A 16,366-nucleotide genomic window follows, 5' to 3' on the forward strand; every position below is an offset into this window, starting at 1 on the left:
TGGGGCATGGCAGACATCAGGATCCGCCTGCTGGGCGAGGACGAGTGGCAGCTGTACCGCGAGGTGCGGCTCGCGGCGCTCACCGACGCCCCCGAGGCGTTCGTGGCCAACGTCGAGGACGAAGCGGCCCAGGACGACGACTTCTGGCACGCCCGGATGCGGCGCGCCAGCCGGATCGTCGCTGAGCGTGCCGGTGAGCCGGTCGGTCTGGTGGGTCTGGGCCGGCACGACGACGACCCCGAGATCGGCGAGGTGTTCGGGCTGTGGACCGCACCCACGGTGCGCGGTCAGCATGTCGCGCGCGACCTGGTGGCGGCAGCGGCGCAGAAGGCGGCGGAGGACGGTTGCCGGCTGCTCTACTTCTGGGCGGGGTCGGACAACGCGTCCGCGGTCGGCTTCGCGAGCAGCTACGGCTTCCGGCCCTCCTCCGAGCGTCGACCGGTGCGGGTCGCCGACGGGACGAAGGAACGGGACGAGGACGAGGTCGCCATGGTGCTGCCCCTCGCCCCCGACCCGACCCTGACGATCAACCCGCACCGGAGGTGACCCGGCTTGCCGGCAGGACCTAGCTGGTCATGCCGTGGGGGTCGATCACGTACTTCTTCGCCGCCCCCTGGTCGAACTCCCGGTAGCTCGCCGGCGCCTCGTCGAGCGGGATCGTGGTGGCGTTGACGGCCTTGGCGATCTGCGCCTTGTCGGTGAGGATCAGGTTCATCAGCTGGCGGTTGTACTTCTTGACCGGGCACTGCCCGGTGGCGAAGGAGTGCGACTTCGCCCACCCCAGCCCGAGCCGCACCCCGATCTGGCCGACCTGGGCGTTCTCGTCGACCGCGCCGGGGTCGCCCGTGACGTACAGGCCGGGGATGCCCAGGCCGGCGCCGACCCGAGCGACGGTCATCATGTCGTTGAGCACGGTCGCCGGGGCCTCCTCGGCATCGGCGCCGTGACCTCGCGCCTCGAAGCCGACCGCGTCGACGCCCGCGTCCACCTCGGGCTCACCGAGGATCTGCTCGATCATGTCCGGGAGCGCGTCCCCGGTGCTCAGGTCCACCGTCTCGCAGCCGAAGCTCTTGGCCTGCCGGAGCCGGTCGGTGTTCATGTCCCCGACGATGACCACCGACGCACCCAGCAGCTGGGCCGCGTGCGCGGCAGCGAGCCCGACCGGGCCGGCGCCGGCCACGTAGACCGTCGACCCGGTCGTCACGCCCGCGGTGTACGCGCCGTGGTACCCGGTCGGGAAGATGTCCGAGAGCATGGTGAGGTCCATGATCTTCTCCAGCGCCTGGTCCCGGTCGGGGAACTTCAGCAGGTTGAAGTCGGCGAACGGCACCATCACGTACTCGGCCTGCCCGCCGACCCAGCCGCCCATGTCGACGTAGCCGTACGCCGCGCCCGGCCGCGCGGGATTCACGTTCAAGCAGATGCCGGTCTTGCCCTCGAAGCACATCCGGCACCGCCCGCAGGCGATGTTGAAGGGCACCGAGCAGATGTCGCCCTCCTTGAGGAACAGCACGTCGCTGCCGAGCTCGACGACCTCGCCGAGGATCTCGTGGCCCAGCGACTGGCCTACCGGTGCCGTGGTGCGGCCCCGGGCCATGTGCTGGTCGCTGCCGCAGATGTTGGTGGTGACCACCTTGAGGATCACCGCGTGCGGGGCGGCGGGCCGGACGCCGAGCCACTCTGCGACCTCCCGGGGGATCTCCAGCTTGGGGTAGTCGATCGAGTTGACCGCAACCTCACCCGGACCCATGTACTCCACAACCCTGTTCCCTGACATCGTTCGATTCCTCTCGTGGCCGATCAGCGGGATTCACGAAGCGCGTCCACCCGCGGTGGAGGCGCGTCAGGAACGGGACCGGGGCGCGGGGCACATGGCTCCAGCCGGACGCGGCGACGGCTCATGGCTGACCCCCCTCCGAGAGGTGGCCGAGAAGCGTGACCTGAAGGTGTGCCCACCGAAGCCCGAGACGTGCGGCCGACCTGCTGCTGAACTGGTCGATTGTCCTGACCGCTGCGACGCTACGACCTCGACAACCCCGTGTCCACAGCCTGTTGGAGCCCGCACCCAGTGCCGTAGGTGCCGCTCAGCCGAGCACGACCAGCGATGGCTCCGAAGGGGTCGGGCCGCCGCAGCAGCCGCCGGAGGCGTCGGCCGCCGCTGGCTCGTCGAACCTGCCCGCGCCGTTGCAGACGCCGGTCTCGGGCAGCACCAGCTCCACGCGATCAGCAGCCTCGAGGTCACCGTCGAGCGCCGCGACGACCGAGCGGACCTGCTCGTAGCCGGTCATGGCCAGGAACGACGGCGCTCGCCCGTAGGACTTCATGCCCACCAGGAACAGGCCCACCTCGGGCTGAGCGAGCTCCCGGTGACCGTGCGGAGCGACGTCGCCGCACGAGTGGTGGTCCGGGTGGATCTGGTCGGCCAGGACGCGCGGCGCGCCGAGCGCGGGGTCCAGGTCCAGCCGAACCTCCGAGAGGAAGTCGAAGTCGGGCCGGTAGCCGGTGACCACGATGATCTCGTCCACGTCGCCGACGAGGTCGCCGTCGACCGAGGTGATCGTGAGCCGGCCGTCGTCCTGGGTGGTCACGGCCCCGGTCCGGAACCGAGTCACCGGTGTGACCACCCCGCTGGCGGCCGCCGCCTCGGCGTCCTGGCCGAGCCGGCCACGCTGCTCGAGCTGGTCGTTGTCCCCGCCGCCGAACGCGTCCCCGATGCCGGGGCGCCGCAGCAGCCACGCGACCCGGGTCCCGGCGCCGGCGGGGTCGCGAGCCAGGGCGGCCAGGCCGACGAGCACACCCTGGGCCGAGGCGCCCTTGCCGACGACGGCCACCTGCTTCCCGGCGTACCGCGCGGCCACGGCCGGATCAGCGAGATCCGGGATGCCGTAGGCGATGCGCGCGGCGTGCTCGCGCTCCCCGACAGCGGGGTAGCCGTCCGCGCCCAGCGGGTTGGGTCGCGACCAGGTTCCCGAGGCGTCGATCACGGCGCTGGCCAGCTGCCGTTCGTGGCCGTGGGAGGTGCGCACGTGGACGGCGAACGGGTCGCTCTCGCGGCCGGAGTCGACGAGCAGGTCACGGCCGGCGCGGCCGACGCCGACCACCCGGGCGTCATAGCGCACGACGCCGCCGGGGGAGCCCCCGAGCAGCTCCGCCAACGGTCGGAGGTACTGCTCGCGCCACTCCTTCCCGGTGGGGTAGGTGTCCTCGTCGGGCGCCGTCCACGAGCCGGCGGCCTCGAGCAGGCGTCGGGCCGCGGGGTCGACGAGCTCGCGCCAGGCAGAGAACAGCCGCACGTGCGCCCACTCGCCCACGGCGGCGCCGGCGTCGGCCCCGGCCTCCAGCACGACGAAGTCCAGGTGGCGCTCTGCGGCGTACGCCGCGGCGGCCAGCCCGACGGGTCCGGCTCCGATGATGACGACAGGGTGCTGCACGGCTCGCTCCTCCGGGTGAGTTGCATCGACAGGCGTCGATGAAGTGACTGTATCGACCTCGATCGATGAAGACAAGGTAGGCTCCGCGCATGAGCACGCCACCGATGACCGGGCGCCGAGCGCCGACCCTGTCCAGGGGGGAGGCGGAGGGCTACGCGGAGTGGTTCGCCGTCCTCGCCGACCCGACCCGGGTCCGGCTGCTCCACGCGGTGTCGGCGGCACCGGGCGGTGCCTCGCGCATCGGCGACCTCGCCGATGCCCTCGGTGTCAGCCAGTCGACCTGCTCGCACCACGTCGAGGTGCTGAAGAAGGTCGGCTTCGTGGTGGTCGACAAGGTCGGGACGTCGAGCATGGTCTCGGTCAACGCGGCCTGCTGCACCGGCCTCCCGCACGCGGCGGACGTCGTCATGGGCACCCTGTCCGCGGCGCCGTGCTGTCCCGAGGAGCTGCCTGCCGACGTGACCACGCGGCTGGTGGCCGACGAGGACATGGCCGCGGTGCTCGCGATCTACGCCGAAGGCCTGGCGACCCGCAACGCGACGTTCGAGACCCGGGTCCCGACCGCTGAGGAGCTCCGCGGCCGCTGGCTGCCCGGGTTGGCGTGGGTCGCGGAGTGCGACGGTGCCGTCGTGGGGTGGACCGCGGTCGTGCCGGTCTCCGGCCGCGAGTGCTACTCCGGGGTGGGGGAGTCCTCGGTGTACGTCGCCGAGGCGGCGCGCGGTCGAGGGGTCGGCAAGGCGCTGCTGGCGACCCAGGTCACCGGGGCCGACGCGGCCGGGATGTGGACGTTGCAGACCAGCATCTTCCCGGAGAACCGCGCCAGCCTCACGCTGCACCGCTCCGCCGGCTACCGCACCCTCGCCGTGCGGACCCGGATCGCGAGGCTCGACGGGGTCTGGCGCGACACCGTCCTGCTGGAGCGGCGCAGCGAGGCCGTCTGAGCGTCGGTCAGGCGCCACGGCCGAGCAGCCGCAAGGCGTCGTGGTCACGGATGGCCGCGCAGGCCCGGGTCGCCATCGTGGCGAACATCCGGTCCCCCCGCTCGGTCGGGGCACCGTAGGCGCAGCCGAAGACCGTGATCAACGGCGCCTGGAACATGGCGTAGACGTAGTCGTCCCAGCACGCGTCCAGGTCGTAGGACTCAGGCGCGCCGTGCTCGAGCAGTGCTCGGTGGTAGGCGCCGACGAGCTCGCGCTCCACCTCGCGGCGCACCGGGGCGTCGAGGCTCGTCGTGATCAGGAAGGCGAGGTCACGGGCCGGGAGTGCCAGGGTGAGCGTTTGCCAGTCCAGGGCCGCCACCTCGCCCCGTCCCCCTCCGGGGGAGAACATCAGGTTGTCGAGGCGGTAGTCGCCGTGCACGAGCGCGAACCGCTCCTGGCGGCCCAGCGCCCACTCCTTCGACACCCCCGGACATGCCTGCAGCACCTCCACCACCTCGGGATCGAGCTCGGCCCCGAGGCGGTCGAGGAAGATCTCCAGGGCCGGGCCGTAGAGGTCGGCGAGCACCTGGGCGTCCTCCTCGCCGGTCAGCGCCAGCCCCGGGAGGTCGAGCAGGGTCGGGTCGCACCAGCGGGGGCCGTGCAGCCCCGCCAGGTTGGCGGCCGCGTCGAGCAGGCGTTCCGGTGTGCTCCCGGCGATCTGCTCGCCCGGCTCGAGAGGGGAGAGGTCCTCGAGCAGGAGCACGAAGTGCGCGGTCTCCTCGTCGAACCTGGCCACGTGGCACTGCGGGACCCGCACCGCCACGGTGTCGGCGACGCGCTCGTAGAAGAGCACCTCGCTGCGATAGGTCCCGCGGTAGAAGTCCCGGGACGCGGCGTCGGCGGTGGGCAGCTTGAGGAGCAACCGTGCAGGGACCCCCTCGCCGGTCATCGTCAACCGGAAGCAGGTGCCGATCTGGCCGGTGCCCACCTGCTGCACGTCGAGCGAGGTGACCTCGGCCCCGAGCAGGGTGGAGATCGCGTCCACGGTGATGCCCTCGGGGCCCTCGATGGCCCAGTCCGGGGCGCTCATGCGCTCATCCGACCCGGGTTGAGGGGCAGGGAGTCGAGCGCGGCGCTCCTGCGCCCGCGCCAGGCCTCGACCACCGGAGCCAGCTCCGTGGGGGTCGCTCCGTGGAGGACGACGCTGTCAGCGCCGGCGTCCAGCTGGTCCTGCACGCGCGCTGCGCACTGCTCCGGCGAGCCGGTCGCCGAGGCGGCCAGCCACGAGGCGGGGAGCACCTCGTCGCGGACCCAGGTGAGGTCCTCGAGCGTGCCGACCGCGTCGAGCGCGCCGGGGACCGCCTGCACGCGCTCGTCCGCGCGGAACCGGGCCAGCACCGTCTCGTCCCATCCGTTGGCCCGGACCAGGACGCCGCCGTACCCCTGCAGGTACGTCGCGAGCCGACCCACCAGCTTGCGCAGCCGCAACGTCTCGTCGAGGTGGTCGGGCACGGTGGCGAGCACCGACCAGATGCGTACCGAGGCGGGATCGCGTCCGGCCTGCTCGGCCGAGCGCCGGATGGTGGCGACCGCGCGGGCCAGGGTCTCGTCGGTGAAGAAGGTGTGCAGCACCACCCCGTCGGCCAGGCGCCCGGCCAGCTCCAGGGTCCGGTCGCCGATCGCCATCATGAGCACCGGGATCCGTTCGTCGAAGGTGGGGTCCTGGAAGAGGTAGGGATAGCTCCCGGCGGGGCCGTCCGAGCCGAACGCCTCGCCGCTCCAGAGCCGGCGATAGATCGAGATGGCGTCCTCCAGCTGAGCCCCGGTCACCCGGGGAAGCCCCATCACGTCGAACAGGGCGTCGATGCCACGCCCGAGCCCGAGCGCGTAGCGGCCCTCGCTGAGCCGGTGCATCGTGGTGGCCAGGGTGGCGGTGACCATCGGGTGACGCGTGTTGTGGTTGGTGGCCGCGGTGGCGATCCCCAGGGTCGTCGTGGCGGCGGCCACGGCCCCGGCCAGCACGCCCGCGTCCTTGACGTTGAAGCGCTCGGAGAGGAACAGCGAGCCGATGCCGATGCGCTCGGCCAGCTGCGCCTCGGCGATGACGTCGCGGGGCGACTCGGTGTGGCCGGCCAGGCCGTAGGCGGCCAGCTCGGGACAGGTGGTCACGATCGCATTGCCTCCATCTGTTGGCGCACGTAGCGCGTGGTGATCCGGTCGGTGAGCCCGGGCAGGAACCGCTGGGCCCGCCAGGACGCCCGGGCGCGGCTGGGTGTGACGACCAGCGCGCGGTTGCGTCTCATCCCCTCGAGCACCTGGTCGGCGAGCACGTCGACGTCCAGCGCCTGGCTCAGCCCCTGGCTCGACAGGTAGAACCGCCGCCCGTCGAAGGCGCCCACCGCCCCCTTGTCCAGGATCGGTGTCTCGACGGCGGCCGGGCACACGGCCGTCACGCGCACCCCGCTGGCGGCGGCCTCGGTGCGCAGTGCGAGCGACAACCCGACGACGGCGTGCTTGGTCATGCAGTAGCTCGTGATCAGACCCGCCGCCATCAGCCCGCCCATGGAGGCGGTGTTGACGATGTGTCCGGACCCCTGGCGCTGCATCAGCGGGTACGCCGCCGCCACACCGTGCACGACGCCGCGGATGTTGACATCGATGATGGCGTCCCACTGCGCGAGCGTCAGGTCCTCGGTGCGACCTCCCCACGTGATGCCGGCGTTGTTGAAGAGCAGGTCGAGACGCCCGTGCCGGGACACGACCTCGTCCACGGCGGCCTGCACGGCGTGCGGATCGGTGACGTCGGTGGCGTGGGCGCTGGCGCTGCTCCCGCAGGCCTCGGCCGTCGCGCGCGCGGCGTCCCCGTCGAGGTCGTGGCAGGCCACGAGCGCTCCCTCGGCACTCAGGGCCCGGGCCAGGGCGGCGCCGATCCCGGAACCCGCTCCGGTGACCAGGGCGGTGGCGCCCGTGAAGCGGGTCCCTCGGGTGCGACGGATCACGAGTGCTCCAGCATCCGGACCACGTGACCCATGACGTCGGGGTAGCGCATCAGGTGTGCGCCGCCGTTGAGGTCCATCACCTCACCAGTCATCCAGCCGGACTCGTCGGAGCACAGGAAGGCGACCGCTGCAGCGACGTCCTCGACGCTGCCCGGGCGGCCGAGCGGGGTGTTGGCGACGTAGTCCTCACGCACGCCGGGGATGTCCATCGCGGGTGCGGTGAGCGGGGTGACCACGAGGCCGGGGGAGACGGCGTTGACCCGGATGCCGACCGGCCCCAGCTCGAGCGCCGCGACCTCGGTGAGCATGGCGAGTCCGGCCTTGGCGGCGCAGTACGGCGCCAGGCCCGCGCCGGGCTGTCGGGCGTTGAGGGAGGTGAGACTCACGATCGACCCGCCCCGTCGCATCTTCCGCGCCGCGGCCTGGACGACCAGGAAGCCGCCGGTGAGGCAGACGTCGATGACCCGGCGCCACTCCTCGGCGGGCAGGTCGGTCACGGCGCCGAGCGTGCTGACCCCGGCGGTGTTGACGCAGGCGTCGAGGAGGGAGCCGGTCGGGGCGACGTCCTCGAGCAGGGCAGCGAGCGAGGCCTCGTCGGTCACGTCGACGCCCGCGCCACGGTGCGTGCCCGGGCCGGGGAGCGCGCCGGCGACCGAGGTGGCGCCCGCCTCGTCGAGGTCGGCCACGACCACGTCGTACCCGTCCCGGGCCAGGCGGTGGGCCACGCCGGCCCCGATGCCGGAGCCTCCTCCGACGACCAGTGCGTTCCTGCGCATGTGTGCCCTCCGCTCCGCGGTCCGCCGGAAGTGGCAGCGCCGCACGTCGGGCTCACCCTGTCACCTCGGCGGGGCGGCAGAGGGCTATTTCCAGAACACGTTCTAGTTGAGTGCGCGACCCGGGACGGGCAGCCGTCAGACCCGGTTCGACTAGGTTGGTCGTCGATGGGGCACGCCCCCGTCGGCCGGCCACCAGGCATCCCCTCGGCGGACAGGACCCCCGCGACATGCTGTCTCGACTCCAGGCGTACGGCGACCGGCTGCGCAGCAGCCTCTTCTTCGTCCCCATGCTGTGCGTGCTCGCCGGCATCGTGGTCGGGGAGGCGATGCTCTACGTCGACGCGCTCGTCGAGGGCATCGACCCACGGCTGACCGCGACCGTGGACAGTGCGCGCACCGTGCTCACCACCGTCGCCGGGGCGACGCTGACCTTCGCCGGCATCGCCTTCTCGGTCAGCCTGCTGCTCATCTCCCTCGCCTCCAGCCAGTTCTCGCCGCGCGTGGTGCACGGGATGTTCCGGGACCCCTTCAACAAGCGCGTGATGGGTCTGGTCATCGGAACGTTCACCTACTGCCTCGTGGTGCTGCGCGCGGTGCGCAGCTCACTGGAGGAGACCGGCGACGCGGTCGTGCCGAGCGTCTCCATCCTGCTCGCCGTGGTGCTCGGCATCGCCTCGATCCTGGCGATCGTGGCCTTCATCAACCACGCAGCCCACTCGATGGACGTCTCGAAGATCCTGCACCGGGTCACCGAGGAGGCGCTGAGCCAGGCCCGGGCGGCCTGGCCCGACCCCGAGCCGGAGTCCGACCCGCCGGTCGGGACGGACGAGGACACCACCCTGCCGGTCGGCGCGGCGGCGGTCCGCTTCGACGGCTACGGGTGGGTCCAGAACGTCGACTACGAGCAGCTCCTGGCCGCGCTCCCGTCGGGCACGACAGCGCGCCTGGAGACCTTCGCCGGTCAGTACGCCATCCAGCACACGCCGCTGTGCCACCTCTTCCCGCCCGCGCCCGACCCCGAGGCCGTCGCCACCGCCGTGCGCGCGGCCGTGCTCGTCGGCGAGACCCGGACGTTGCAGCAGGACGTCGCGTACGGCGTACGCCAGCTGTCCGACGTGGCCCTCAAGGCCATGTCGCCCGGCATCAACGACCCGACGACCGCCCACGACGCGATCTCCCACCTCGGCACCGTCCTCAGCGACCTGCTCCGTCGGCGGCCACCGGCCCGTCGTCTCGCGGGCGCCGACGGCCAGGTCCTGCTCGTGCCCGAAGCCACCACGCACGACCAGCTCGTCGGGCTCGCCTTCGACGAGGTGCGGATCGCCTCCGCCGACCAGCCGACCGTGCTGATCTACCTCCTCGACGTGCTGCACCAGGTGGAGCAGTCGCTCACCGACCTGGTCCGTCCCGGTGCGGTGGCTTCGCTGCGTCGTCAGGCGAGCATGATCCGGGAGATCAACGAGCAGGCCGACGTCCTGGAGCCGGACCGGCAGCGGGTGCGGGCGGCCTTCGCACGTCGCTACCCGGACTGACTCCCCACCATTCGTGCCGACGCGGGAATGAAGCCGGGTTCCGGTCGGTTGCAGCCGACGTGCGAGGACCGGGGATCGAGGGCGAGCTGCTGACGCGGCGCCTGGTCATCGACCTCGAACGCGCCCAGACCGCACCCTGTCGCTGCTGAAGACCTCCACGTCCTCAGACCCGAGCCGGTGGGCCACGTCGCCCCCGGTCGCAGCGAAAGGCACGACCCTCATGAGCACCACCACCCGTTCCGTGGCGCGCACGCGTCGATCGTGGCGTCCCTCCTTCGGCACCCAGGTCCTGATCGGACTCGTGATGGGCGTCCTCCTCGGCCTCGTCGCCCGGTCCATGGGCCCGGACTCGGTCTCCGCGAGCGGCGAGGTCGACCCCAACTGGTTGACCGAGACCCTCACCGTCGTCGGCAGCACCTTCGTGACCCTGCTCAAGGCCGTCGTGCCGGCCCTGGTGTTCCTCGCCATCGTCGCCTCGATCGCCAACCTGCGCGACGTGGCCGGCGCCGCCCGGCTCGCCTGGAAGACCCTGGCGTGGTTCGCCGGCACCGCCCTGATCGCGGTGTCGATCGGGATCACCCTGGGACTGGTCCTGCAGCCCGGGGCGCACACCAGCGTGTCCGCGGACGCCGCCGGCGCTCCGGCCGGCAGCGGCTCGTGGCTGGACTTCCTCACCGGGCTGGTGCCCGCCAACGTCCTGGGCCTGCAGGCCAGCGCCGGGGACGACGGCAGCGTGGCGCTGTCCTTCAACGTGCTGCAGATCCTGGTGCTGGCGATCGCCGTCGGCATCGCCACCCTCAAGGTGGGCGATGCCGCGGAGCCCTTCCTCGTCCTCGTGCGCTCGGCGCTCACGGTCGTGCAGAAGGTGCTGTGGTGGATCATCCTGCTCGCGCCCATCGCCACCGTCGGCCTGCTGGGCAGGGCCGTCGCGAGCTACGGCTGGGACGCGCTCGGTTCGCTGGGCATGTTCACCGTCGCGATCTACGTCGGCCTGGCCCTCGTGCTGTTCGGCGTCTACCCGGTGCTGCTGAAGCTCAACGGGCTCTCGATCCGCCAGTTCTTCTCCGGCGCCTGGCCGGCGCTCTCCCTGGGCTTCGTGTCCCGCTCGTCGGTGGGCACGATGCCGGTGACCGAGTCCGTCACCCAGCGCAACCTCGGCGTGCCGCGCGCGTACTCCTCGTTCGCGGTGCCGCTGGGCGCCACCACCAAGATGGACGGCTGCGCCTCGATCTACCCCGCCGTCGCCGCCATCTTCGTGGCCCAGTTCTTCGGGATCGAGCTCGCGATCACCGACTACCTGCTGATCGTGTTCGTCTCCGTGATCGGCTCGGCCGCCACCGCCGGGGTCACCGGAGCGACCGTGATGCTCACGCTGACCCTGTCGACCCTCGGCCTGCCGCTCGAGGGGGTCGGCCTGCTGCTGGCCATCGACCCGATCCTCGACATGGGCCGTACCGCGACCAACGTGGCCGGGCAGGCGCTCGTGCCGACGCTGGTCGCCAAGCGCGAGGGCATCCTCGACCTCGACGTCTACAACGCCCGACGCACCGGGAAGGCCTGGGCCGAGGACGAGCCGGTCGCACCCGTCGAGACCCTCGACGAGGGGGCGCAGCGCCCGCTCGAGGCGCCTGCGGTGGGTGCCTCGGCCTGACGGTGCCACGTGGCTCCGTGCAGGCGCGGGGCACTGTCGAGGTCGCGCCGGGAGTGGCAGAGTCGGGCTGTGATGCCCATCGCTCTCCTCCTCGTCCTGCTGCTCCTCGGCGCGGCTGCCGGGTTCGCGGCCGGCAGGTCTGCGGGGCCCGGTGGCCCCGACCTGACGGCGTCCCTGCGTCGGCGTGACGCCTTCATCGAGCACCTGCGCGAGGTCGCCTGGCGCGACCGCGACATCGCGCCTGAGCTGTCGACCGTGCTGCTCGACGACATCCGGGTCTTCACCGCAGATCCGGACGGCTGGGAGCGTCGCACCCTGGGCTGAGCCACCGGCCCGTCACCGGCGCGGGTGCAGCGCGCGCCACAGCAGCGCGAGGGCACCGACCTGGAGCCCGGCGACGAGCGCGACCAGGGCGACGAGGTGCTCGGCGTACAGCACGCCGGCCACGGTGCCCCCGGCCAGTGCCGCCGCGCCCTGGAAGGCCGCGAAGACCCCGTAGCCGGTGCCGAGGCGCTCGCGCGGCACCAGGTCGGCGACCCAGGCCTTGACGGTCGAGTCCTGGACCCCGGTGGCAGCGCCCCACACGAGCACGCCCGCCACCGCCGTGCCGAGGGTGGTGGAGAGCGACAGTGGCGCGACGACGGCGGCCGCGGGAGGGAGCAGGAGGAGGACCCGGGCGCCGACGTGGTCGTAGGCCCAGCCGGTGCCCAGTGCTGCCACCGCCTCGACGGCCATCGCGGCCGCATAGAGCAGCGGCACCGTCACCAGGGAGAGCAGCCCGGCCTCGACGAGGTGGAAGGAGATGACGCCGAACGTCATCAGGGCGAAGGTGCTCGCCGAGACCCCCGTCGCCATCAGGTAGAAGGACCGGGGCAGGCGAGCGGTGCTGACCGCGACCGTCGCGACGTCCGGTCCCGGTCCCGCGGCGGGAGGGCCGGCTGGAGCACGTCGACGCAGCTGCACGAGCAGGACCATCGCCAGCGCTCCGGGCAGGGCGAGGGCCAGGAAGGCCGGCCAGGTGAGGTCGGTGGTCGCGACGAGCGCCGCCACGACGAGCGGCCCCAGCAGCGCCCCGACCTGGTCGAGGGCCTTGTGCACCGCGAACCCGCGACCGCGCCCGACCTGCTGGGCGACCCCGGCCAGCAGAGCGGACTTCGACGGGCTGCGCACGGCTTTGCCGGTGCGTTCCAGGAGCATGAGGGTGCTGGCCAGCCCGAGGCCGGCGGCTCCCACGAAGGGTGTCACTGCCAGGAGGGGCACGCACACGGCGGTCAGTGCGTAGCCGACGAACGTGGCCCGCCAGTGCCCACCCGTCCGGTCGGCCCAGGGACCGGCGGCCAGGCGGAGCACCAGCGCCAGGGCCTCGCCGGCTCCCGTGACCAGGCCCACCACGGCCGCCGACGCGCCCAGGCTGCCGAGCAGGGGGCCGGCGACCGAGCGCATCCCCTCGTAGACCATGTCCGCGAAGAGGCTGACCACGCCGAAGGCGACCACGGTCCGCCACGCCGACCAGGGCGGGCGGGACCTCTCGAGCGTCGGAGCCACGATCACCCAGCGTAAGCGGGCCGGGGGAGACCCGGCGGCCGGTCACTCCTGACGACATCTCCCGGAGCTCGCCGGGCCGGCTGTGGGACGAGGGCGCACTGGTCAGGTCAGGCCAGGGTCACGATCAGGACGACCGCCGTGATGATCACCGCGATTGCGATCGCGGTGCCTGGCACGGCGCCGCGGCGGAACCCGTCGAGACGGAGGCTGGCCACGACCAGCCACCCGAGCCAGCCGACGGTGCCCGCGAGCAGCAACCACGGGAAGCTCCGTTCCGGCGCCCAGCTCTCGGGGCCGAAGCTCGCGAGGGTGGCCAGCACCCCGGCGCCGATCCAGGGCACCACCAGCAGTCCGAGACCGCAGATCCACCCGAGCACGACCCCGGCGTGCTCCGCCTCAGGCGGGACAGCCTCGACGCGCTCAGCCACGGTAGGAGTCCGTCGGCACGACCACGGCCCGCCCGGTCACGGTCTCGTGGGCCAGGTCCCGGTAGGCTTGGGCCGCGTCGTCGAGCGTGTAGATGGTGGTCTCGGGCCGTAGCAGCCCGCGGGCGGCGAGCGCGAGCACCTCCACCAGCTCGCGTCGGTTGCCCCAGTACGTCGTCTGGACGCTGGCCTCGTAGGGCAGGCCGAAGAACGAGACCGGCAACGTCCCGCCGCCGAGCCCGACGATGGTCAGGTCGCCGAGCGGGCGCATCGACGCAGCCGCCGCGGCCAGGGTCTCGTCGGATCCGACCATGTCCAGCACGACATCGGCGCCGAGGCCGTCGGTGGCGTCGCGGATCTCGGGGACCAGGTCCGGGCCCGGGGCGAGCACGCACTCGGCCCCGCACTCCGTCGCCAGGTCGCGCGCCGAGCCCCGCGGGTCGACGGCGATCACCCGGGCCGCCGTGGTGGCGGTGAGGATCTGCACGGCCAGGTGGCCCAGCCCACCGACGCCCATCACGACCGCTGTGGAGCCCGGGGTCAGCTTCGCGGCCGAGCGGCGTACGGCGTGGTAGGGCGTGAGGCCGGCGTCCGTCAGGGGAGCGGCGTCGACCGGGTCGAGGCCCTCGGGCAGCGGCACGACGTGCCGGGCGGCGGGGACCAGCAGGTACTCGGCCATCCCGCCGTCCAGCCCCAGGCCCCCTCCGCCGCTCGGCACGGGCGCGAGGTCGGGCCGCTCGCAGTAGGTCTCGAGGCCGTCGAGGCAGCGTCGGCAGGCACCACAGCCCCAGGCGCCGACCACGGCCACCGGGTCGCCCGGCTCGAGGCCCGTCACTCCCTGACCCACCCGGTGCACCCAGCCGGCGTTCTCGTGGCCCAGGGTGAACGGTGGCTGCCAGGGCAGCGCGGCGTCCTCGAAGTCGTGCATCAGGTGCAGGTCCGAGTGGCAGGCGCCGGCGGCGCCCACCTGGACGAGCACCTCGCCGGGGCCGGGCTCGGGCACGGGGACGTTCTCGAGCACCGGCTCGCTCTTCCAGGACTTCAGTCGCAGTGCCTTCATCTGGGGGGCCTCCGGCCTCATCGGGGTCTCCCACCCACCCTGCGTCGCGCCGGGACCGGGCGGCAGGGTCGTCGGGCAGGGCGCAGAGGGGACCTTCGTCCCTGGGGCGATCCCCACGCAGGTAGCACCGTGGGCACCACGAGCACGGATCGATCCCGGGGAGGTCGGCATGGAGGAGACGAACGAGGCGCCGGTCGTGGTGGCCGTCGGTGACGAGGACTGCGAGGCCGCCCTGGCCTTCGCCGGTCAGGAGGCGTCGCGCACGGGCTGTGGGGTGCACCTGCTCCATGTCGCTCCGGCCTTCGTCCACGGGTCCGACAGCATCCTGGTCCAGTCGACCGACGTGGAGGAGGTCGGACGCCGGACGCTGCACCTGGCACTCGAGCACGCCCGCGACGTGCTGCCACCCAGCACGGCGATCACCTCGGAGCTGCTCGTCGGCGGGATCGTCGACTCGCTGCGGGAGGCGACCGCAGACGCCCCCATGGTCGTCGTGCAGCACCGTGACCTGTCCCGGATGCGCCGCCTGGTGACCCGCTCGGTCACCAACGGACTGGGCGCGCACGCCCGGGTGCCGATCGTGTCGGTGCCGTCGTGGTGGTCACCCCGGCGCGCACCGGGCCAGGAACCACGGGTCACCGTGGGCGTGGACGTCCCGGTGCGGTCCGAGCAGGTGCTGCGCACCGCCGTCGCGGCTGCGCAGGCCCGCGGCGCGACCCTGCACGCGCTGCACGCCTGGAAGGTCGCGGGGATCTACGACGACATCACCGTGGCCCGGACGCTGGCCGAGGCGTGGGCCGAGCGTGCGGGCCAGGAGGTGCGGGCGGCGTTGGAGGCGCTCGGTCCCGAGGCAGCCGGCGCCCCGCTCGTCGTCGAGACCCGGCACGGTCCCGCGGCCGAGGCGCTCGTGGAGGCGAGCCGGTCGTCGGACCTCCTGGTGGTCGGTCGCCACGACCCGATGGTCCCGCTGGGCTCCCACCTGGGTCCGGTGGCCCGCGGGGTGCTGCACGAGTCCCACTGCCCGGTCCTCCTGGTCGACCCCCACTCCCGCACGCACGCCCGCCCCTGAACCGGAGGAATCCCGATGAGCCAACCCGATCCGCGCCCCGTCGTCGTCGCCGTGGGGGACCAGCCCGCCGACGCCGCCCTGTCCTACGCCGTCGCCGAGGCCGAGCGGCTGGGGTGCGGGGTACACCTGGTGCACGTCGTCCACTCCCTGCCCCAGGGCTCCGAGCTGGTCCGGGTGCAGTCCGTGGATGTGGAGGACCGGGGGCGGCACACCCTGCGCCGGGCCCTCGACCTGGCCCGCGAGCTCGCGGGGGACGGCCCCAGGGTCACCGCGAGCCTGCTCATCGGCACCGTGGTGCACGAGCTCGTCACCGCGGTCGAGCAGATCGGTGATGTCCGGATGGTGGTGGTGCAGCACCGCGACCTCTCGCGCGTGCGCCGGCTGGTCTCGCGCTCGACGACCGGCGGGTTGGCCGCGCGGCTGCGCCTGCCGTTGGTGTCCGTGCCGGCCTCGTGGACCGCCGGGATCGCCCCGGCGGTGGGTGGCGTCGATCGGGTGGTGACCGCTGGCGTGGACGAGCCGGAGCGCTCCGTGGAGGTGCTCCGCGCCGCTGTGGCGGCGGCGCGCACGCACGGGGCACGGCTCGACCTGGTGCACGCCTGGGGGGTGCCCGGTCTCTACGACGACCCCCAGCTGGCCGAGGAGGTCGGCAAGGAGCTCGCCGAGGCCGGAGCAGGGGAGATCCGTGCGCAGCTCGACGGACTCGGGGTCGACTTCGACGACCTCCACATCGAGGTGCACACACCGCCGCAGCCCGCTGCGGAGCAGCTGGTCGAGGCGAGCCGCACCGCCCACCTGCTGGTGCTGGGCAAGCACGACCCGTGGTTCCCGCTCGGGTCGCACGTCGGGCCGGTCACGGGCGCGGTGCTGCGCGACGCCCAGTGCCCCGTCCTGTTGGTGGACCCGCACCCCTCGGACTGAGAGGGGCGGGTGGTGGCGCAGCGGCGGCGGGGATGCG

16 protein-coding genes are annotated in these 16,366 nt (G+C 73.0%); 7 read left to right on the forward strand and 9 right to left on the reverse strand.

Annotated features, from left to right (window positions below; all coding sequences use genetic code 11):
- Nucleotides 1-6 precede the first annotated feature (6 nt).
- On the forward strand, nt 7-546 hold the full coding sequence (locus I601_RS15925) for a GNAT family N-acetyltransferase (RefSeq protein ID WP_068111824.1): 540 nt from the start codon (nt 7-9) through the stop codon (nt 544-546).
- A 19-nt stretch (nt 547-565) separates the two neighbouring features.
- On the opposite strand, the gene fdhA is transcribed toward I601_RS15925, so the two are convergent.
- Nucleotides 566-1,777, reverse strand: a complete 1,212-nt coding sequence (gene fdhA, locus I601_RS15930) for a formaldehyde dehydrogenase, glutathione-independent (protein ID WP_068111827.1) — start codon at nt 1,775-1,777, stop codon at nt 566-568.
- A gap of 307 nt (nt 1,778-2,084) precedes the next feature.
- Complete coding sequence (locus I601_RS15935; protein WP_068111830.1) at nt 2,085-3,431, reverse strand: NAD(P)-binding protein; 1,347 nt, start codon at nt 3,429-3,431, stop codon at nt 2,085-2,087.
- 89 nt (nt 3,432-3,520) lie between these two features.
- On the opposite strand from I601_RS15935, the gene I601_RS15940 reads away from it, so the two are divergent.
- Nucleotides 3,521-4,372, forward strand: coding sequence for a helix-turn-helix domain-containing GNAT family N-acetyltransferase (locus tag I601_RS15940; RefSeq protein WP_068111833.1), 852 nt, complete (start codon nt 3,521-3,523; stop codon nt 4,370-4,372).
- A gap of 7 nt (nt 4,373-4,379) precedes the next feature.
- On the opposite strand, the gene I601_RS15945 is transcribed toward I601_RS15940, so the two are convergent.
- Genes I601_RS15945 through I601_RS15960 form a run of 4 tightly spaced genes read right to left on the reverse strand, consistent with a single transcriptional unit; the run spans nt 4,380 to nt 8,126 of the window.
- Entirely contained in the window at nt 4,380-5,441 is a 1,062-nt protein-coding gene (locus tag I601_RS15945; protein ID WP_068111836.1) for a phosphotransferase family protein, read from the reverse strand.
- Nucleotides 5,438-6,520, reverse strand: a complete 1,083-nt coding sequence (locus I601_RS15950; RefSeq protein ID WP_068111838.1) for a TIGR03857 family LLM class F420-dependent oxidoreductase — start codon at nt 6,518-6,520, stop codon at nt 5,438-5,440. The genes I601_RS15945 and I601_RS15950 overlap by 4 nt, the downstream gene beginning before the upstream one ends.
- Entirely contained in the window at nt 6,517-7,350 is an 834-nt protein-coding gene (locus I601_RS15955; RefSeq protein WP_218917684.1) for an SDR family NAD(P)-dependent oxidoreductase, read from the reverse strand. The genes I601_RS15950 and I601_RS15955 overlap by 4 nt, the downstream gene beginning before the upstream one ends.
- Nucleotides 7,347-8,126, reverse strand: a complete 780-nt coding sequence (locus I601_RS15960) for an SDR family NAD(P)-dependent oxidoreductase (RefSeq protein ID WP_068111841.1) — start codon at nt 8,124-8,126, stop codon at nt 7,347-7,349. The genes I601_RS15955 and I601_RS15960 overlap by 4 nt, the downstream gene beginning before the upstream one ends.
- A 227-nt stretch (nt 8,127-8,353) precedes the next feature.
- Here I601_RS15960 and I601_RS15965 point away from each other — a divergent pair, with 227 nt between their 5' ends.
- From I601_RS15965 to I601_RS15975, 3 genes are all read left to right on the forward strand, one after another.
- Complete coding sequence (locus I601_RS15965) at nt 8,354-9,658, forward strand: DUF2254 domain-containing protein (protein WP_068111845.1); 1,305 nt, start codon at nt 8,354-8,356, stop codon at nt 9,656-9,658.
- A 220-nt stretch (nt 9,659-9,878) separates the two neighbouring features.
- Nucleotides 9,879-11,309, forward strand: coding sequence for a dicarboxylate/amino acid:cation symporter (locus tag I601_RS15970; protein WP_068111848.1), 1,431 nt, complete (start codon nt 9,879-9,881; stop codon nt 11,307-11,309).
- Nucleotides 11,310-11,381: 72 nt separating this feature from the next.
- Nucleotides 11,382-11,633: a hypothetical protein gene (locus I601_RS15975; protein WP_068111853.1), complete on the forward strand. Its 252-nt coding sequence runs from the start codon at nt 11,382-11,384 to the stop codon at nt 11,631-11,633.
- A gap of 12 nt (nt 11,634-11,645) precedes the next feature.
- Here I601_RS15975 and I601_RS15980 read toward each other — a convergent pair whose 3' ends face one another.
- From I601_RS15980 to I601_RS15990, 3 genes are all read right to left on the reverse strand, one after another.
- Nucleotides 11,646-12,854, reverse strand: coding sequence for an MFS transporter (locus tag I601_RS15980; RefSeq protein ID WP_237089436.1), 1,209 nt, complete (start codon nt 12,852-12,854; stop codon nt 11,646-11,648).
- Between the two features lie 107 nt (nt 12,855-12,961).
- Complete coding sequence (locus I601_RS15985) at nt 12,962-13,282, reverse strand: hypothetical protein (protein WP_068111861.1); 321 nt, start codon at nt 13,280-13,282, stop codon at nt 12,962-12,964.
- Entirely contained in the window at nt 13,275-14,339 is a 1,065-nt protein-coding gene (locus I601_RS15990) for an NAD(P)-dependent alcohol dehydrogenase (RefSeq protein ID WP_068111864.1), read from the reverse strand. Before I601_RS15990 ends, I601_RS15985 begins: the two co-directional genes overlap by 8 nt.
- Before the next feature lie 169 nt (nt 14,340-14,508).
- Here I601_RS15990 and I601_RS15995 point away from each other — a divergent pair, with 169 nt between their 5' ends.
- Both I601_RS15995 and I601_RS16000 read left to right on the forward strand, forming a co-directional pair.
- The gene (locus I601_RS15995) at nt 14,509-15,408 is read left to right on the forward strand and encodes a universal stress protein (protein WP_068111867.1); all 900 of its coding nucleotides are present in this window, start codon (nt 14,509-14,511) and stop codon (nt 15,406-15,408) included.
- Between the two features lie 15 nt (nt 15,409-15,423).
- Complete coding sequence (locus tag I601_RS16000) at nt 15,424-16,329, forward strand: universal stress protein (protein WP_068111871.1); 906 nt, start codon at nt 15,424-15,426, stop codon at nt 16,327-16,329.
- Nucleotides 16,330-16,366: the final 37 nt, after the last annotated feature.

The sequence above is a fragment of the Nocardioides dokdonensis FR1436 genome, from assembly GCF_001653335.1.
GTDB classification, from domain to species: domain Bacteria; phylum Actinomycetota; class Actinomycetes; order Propionibacteriales; family Nocardioidaceae; genus Nocardioides; species Nocardioides dokdonensis.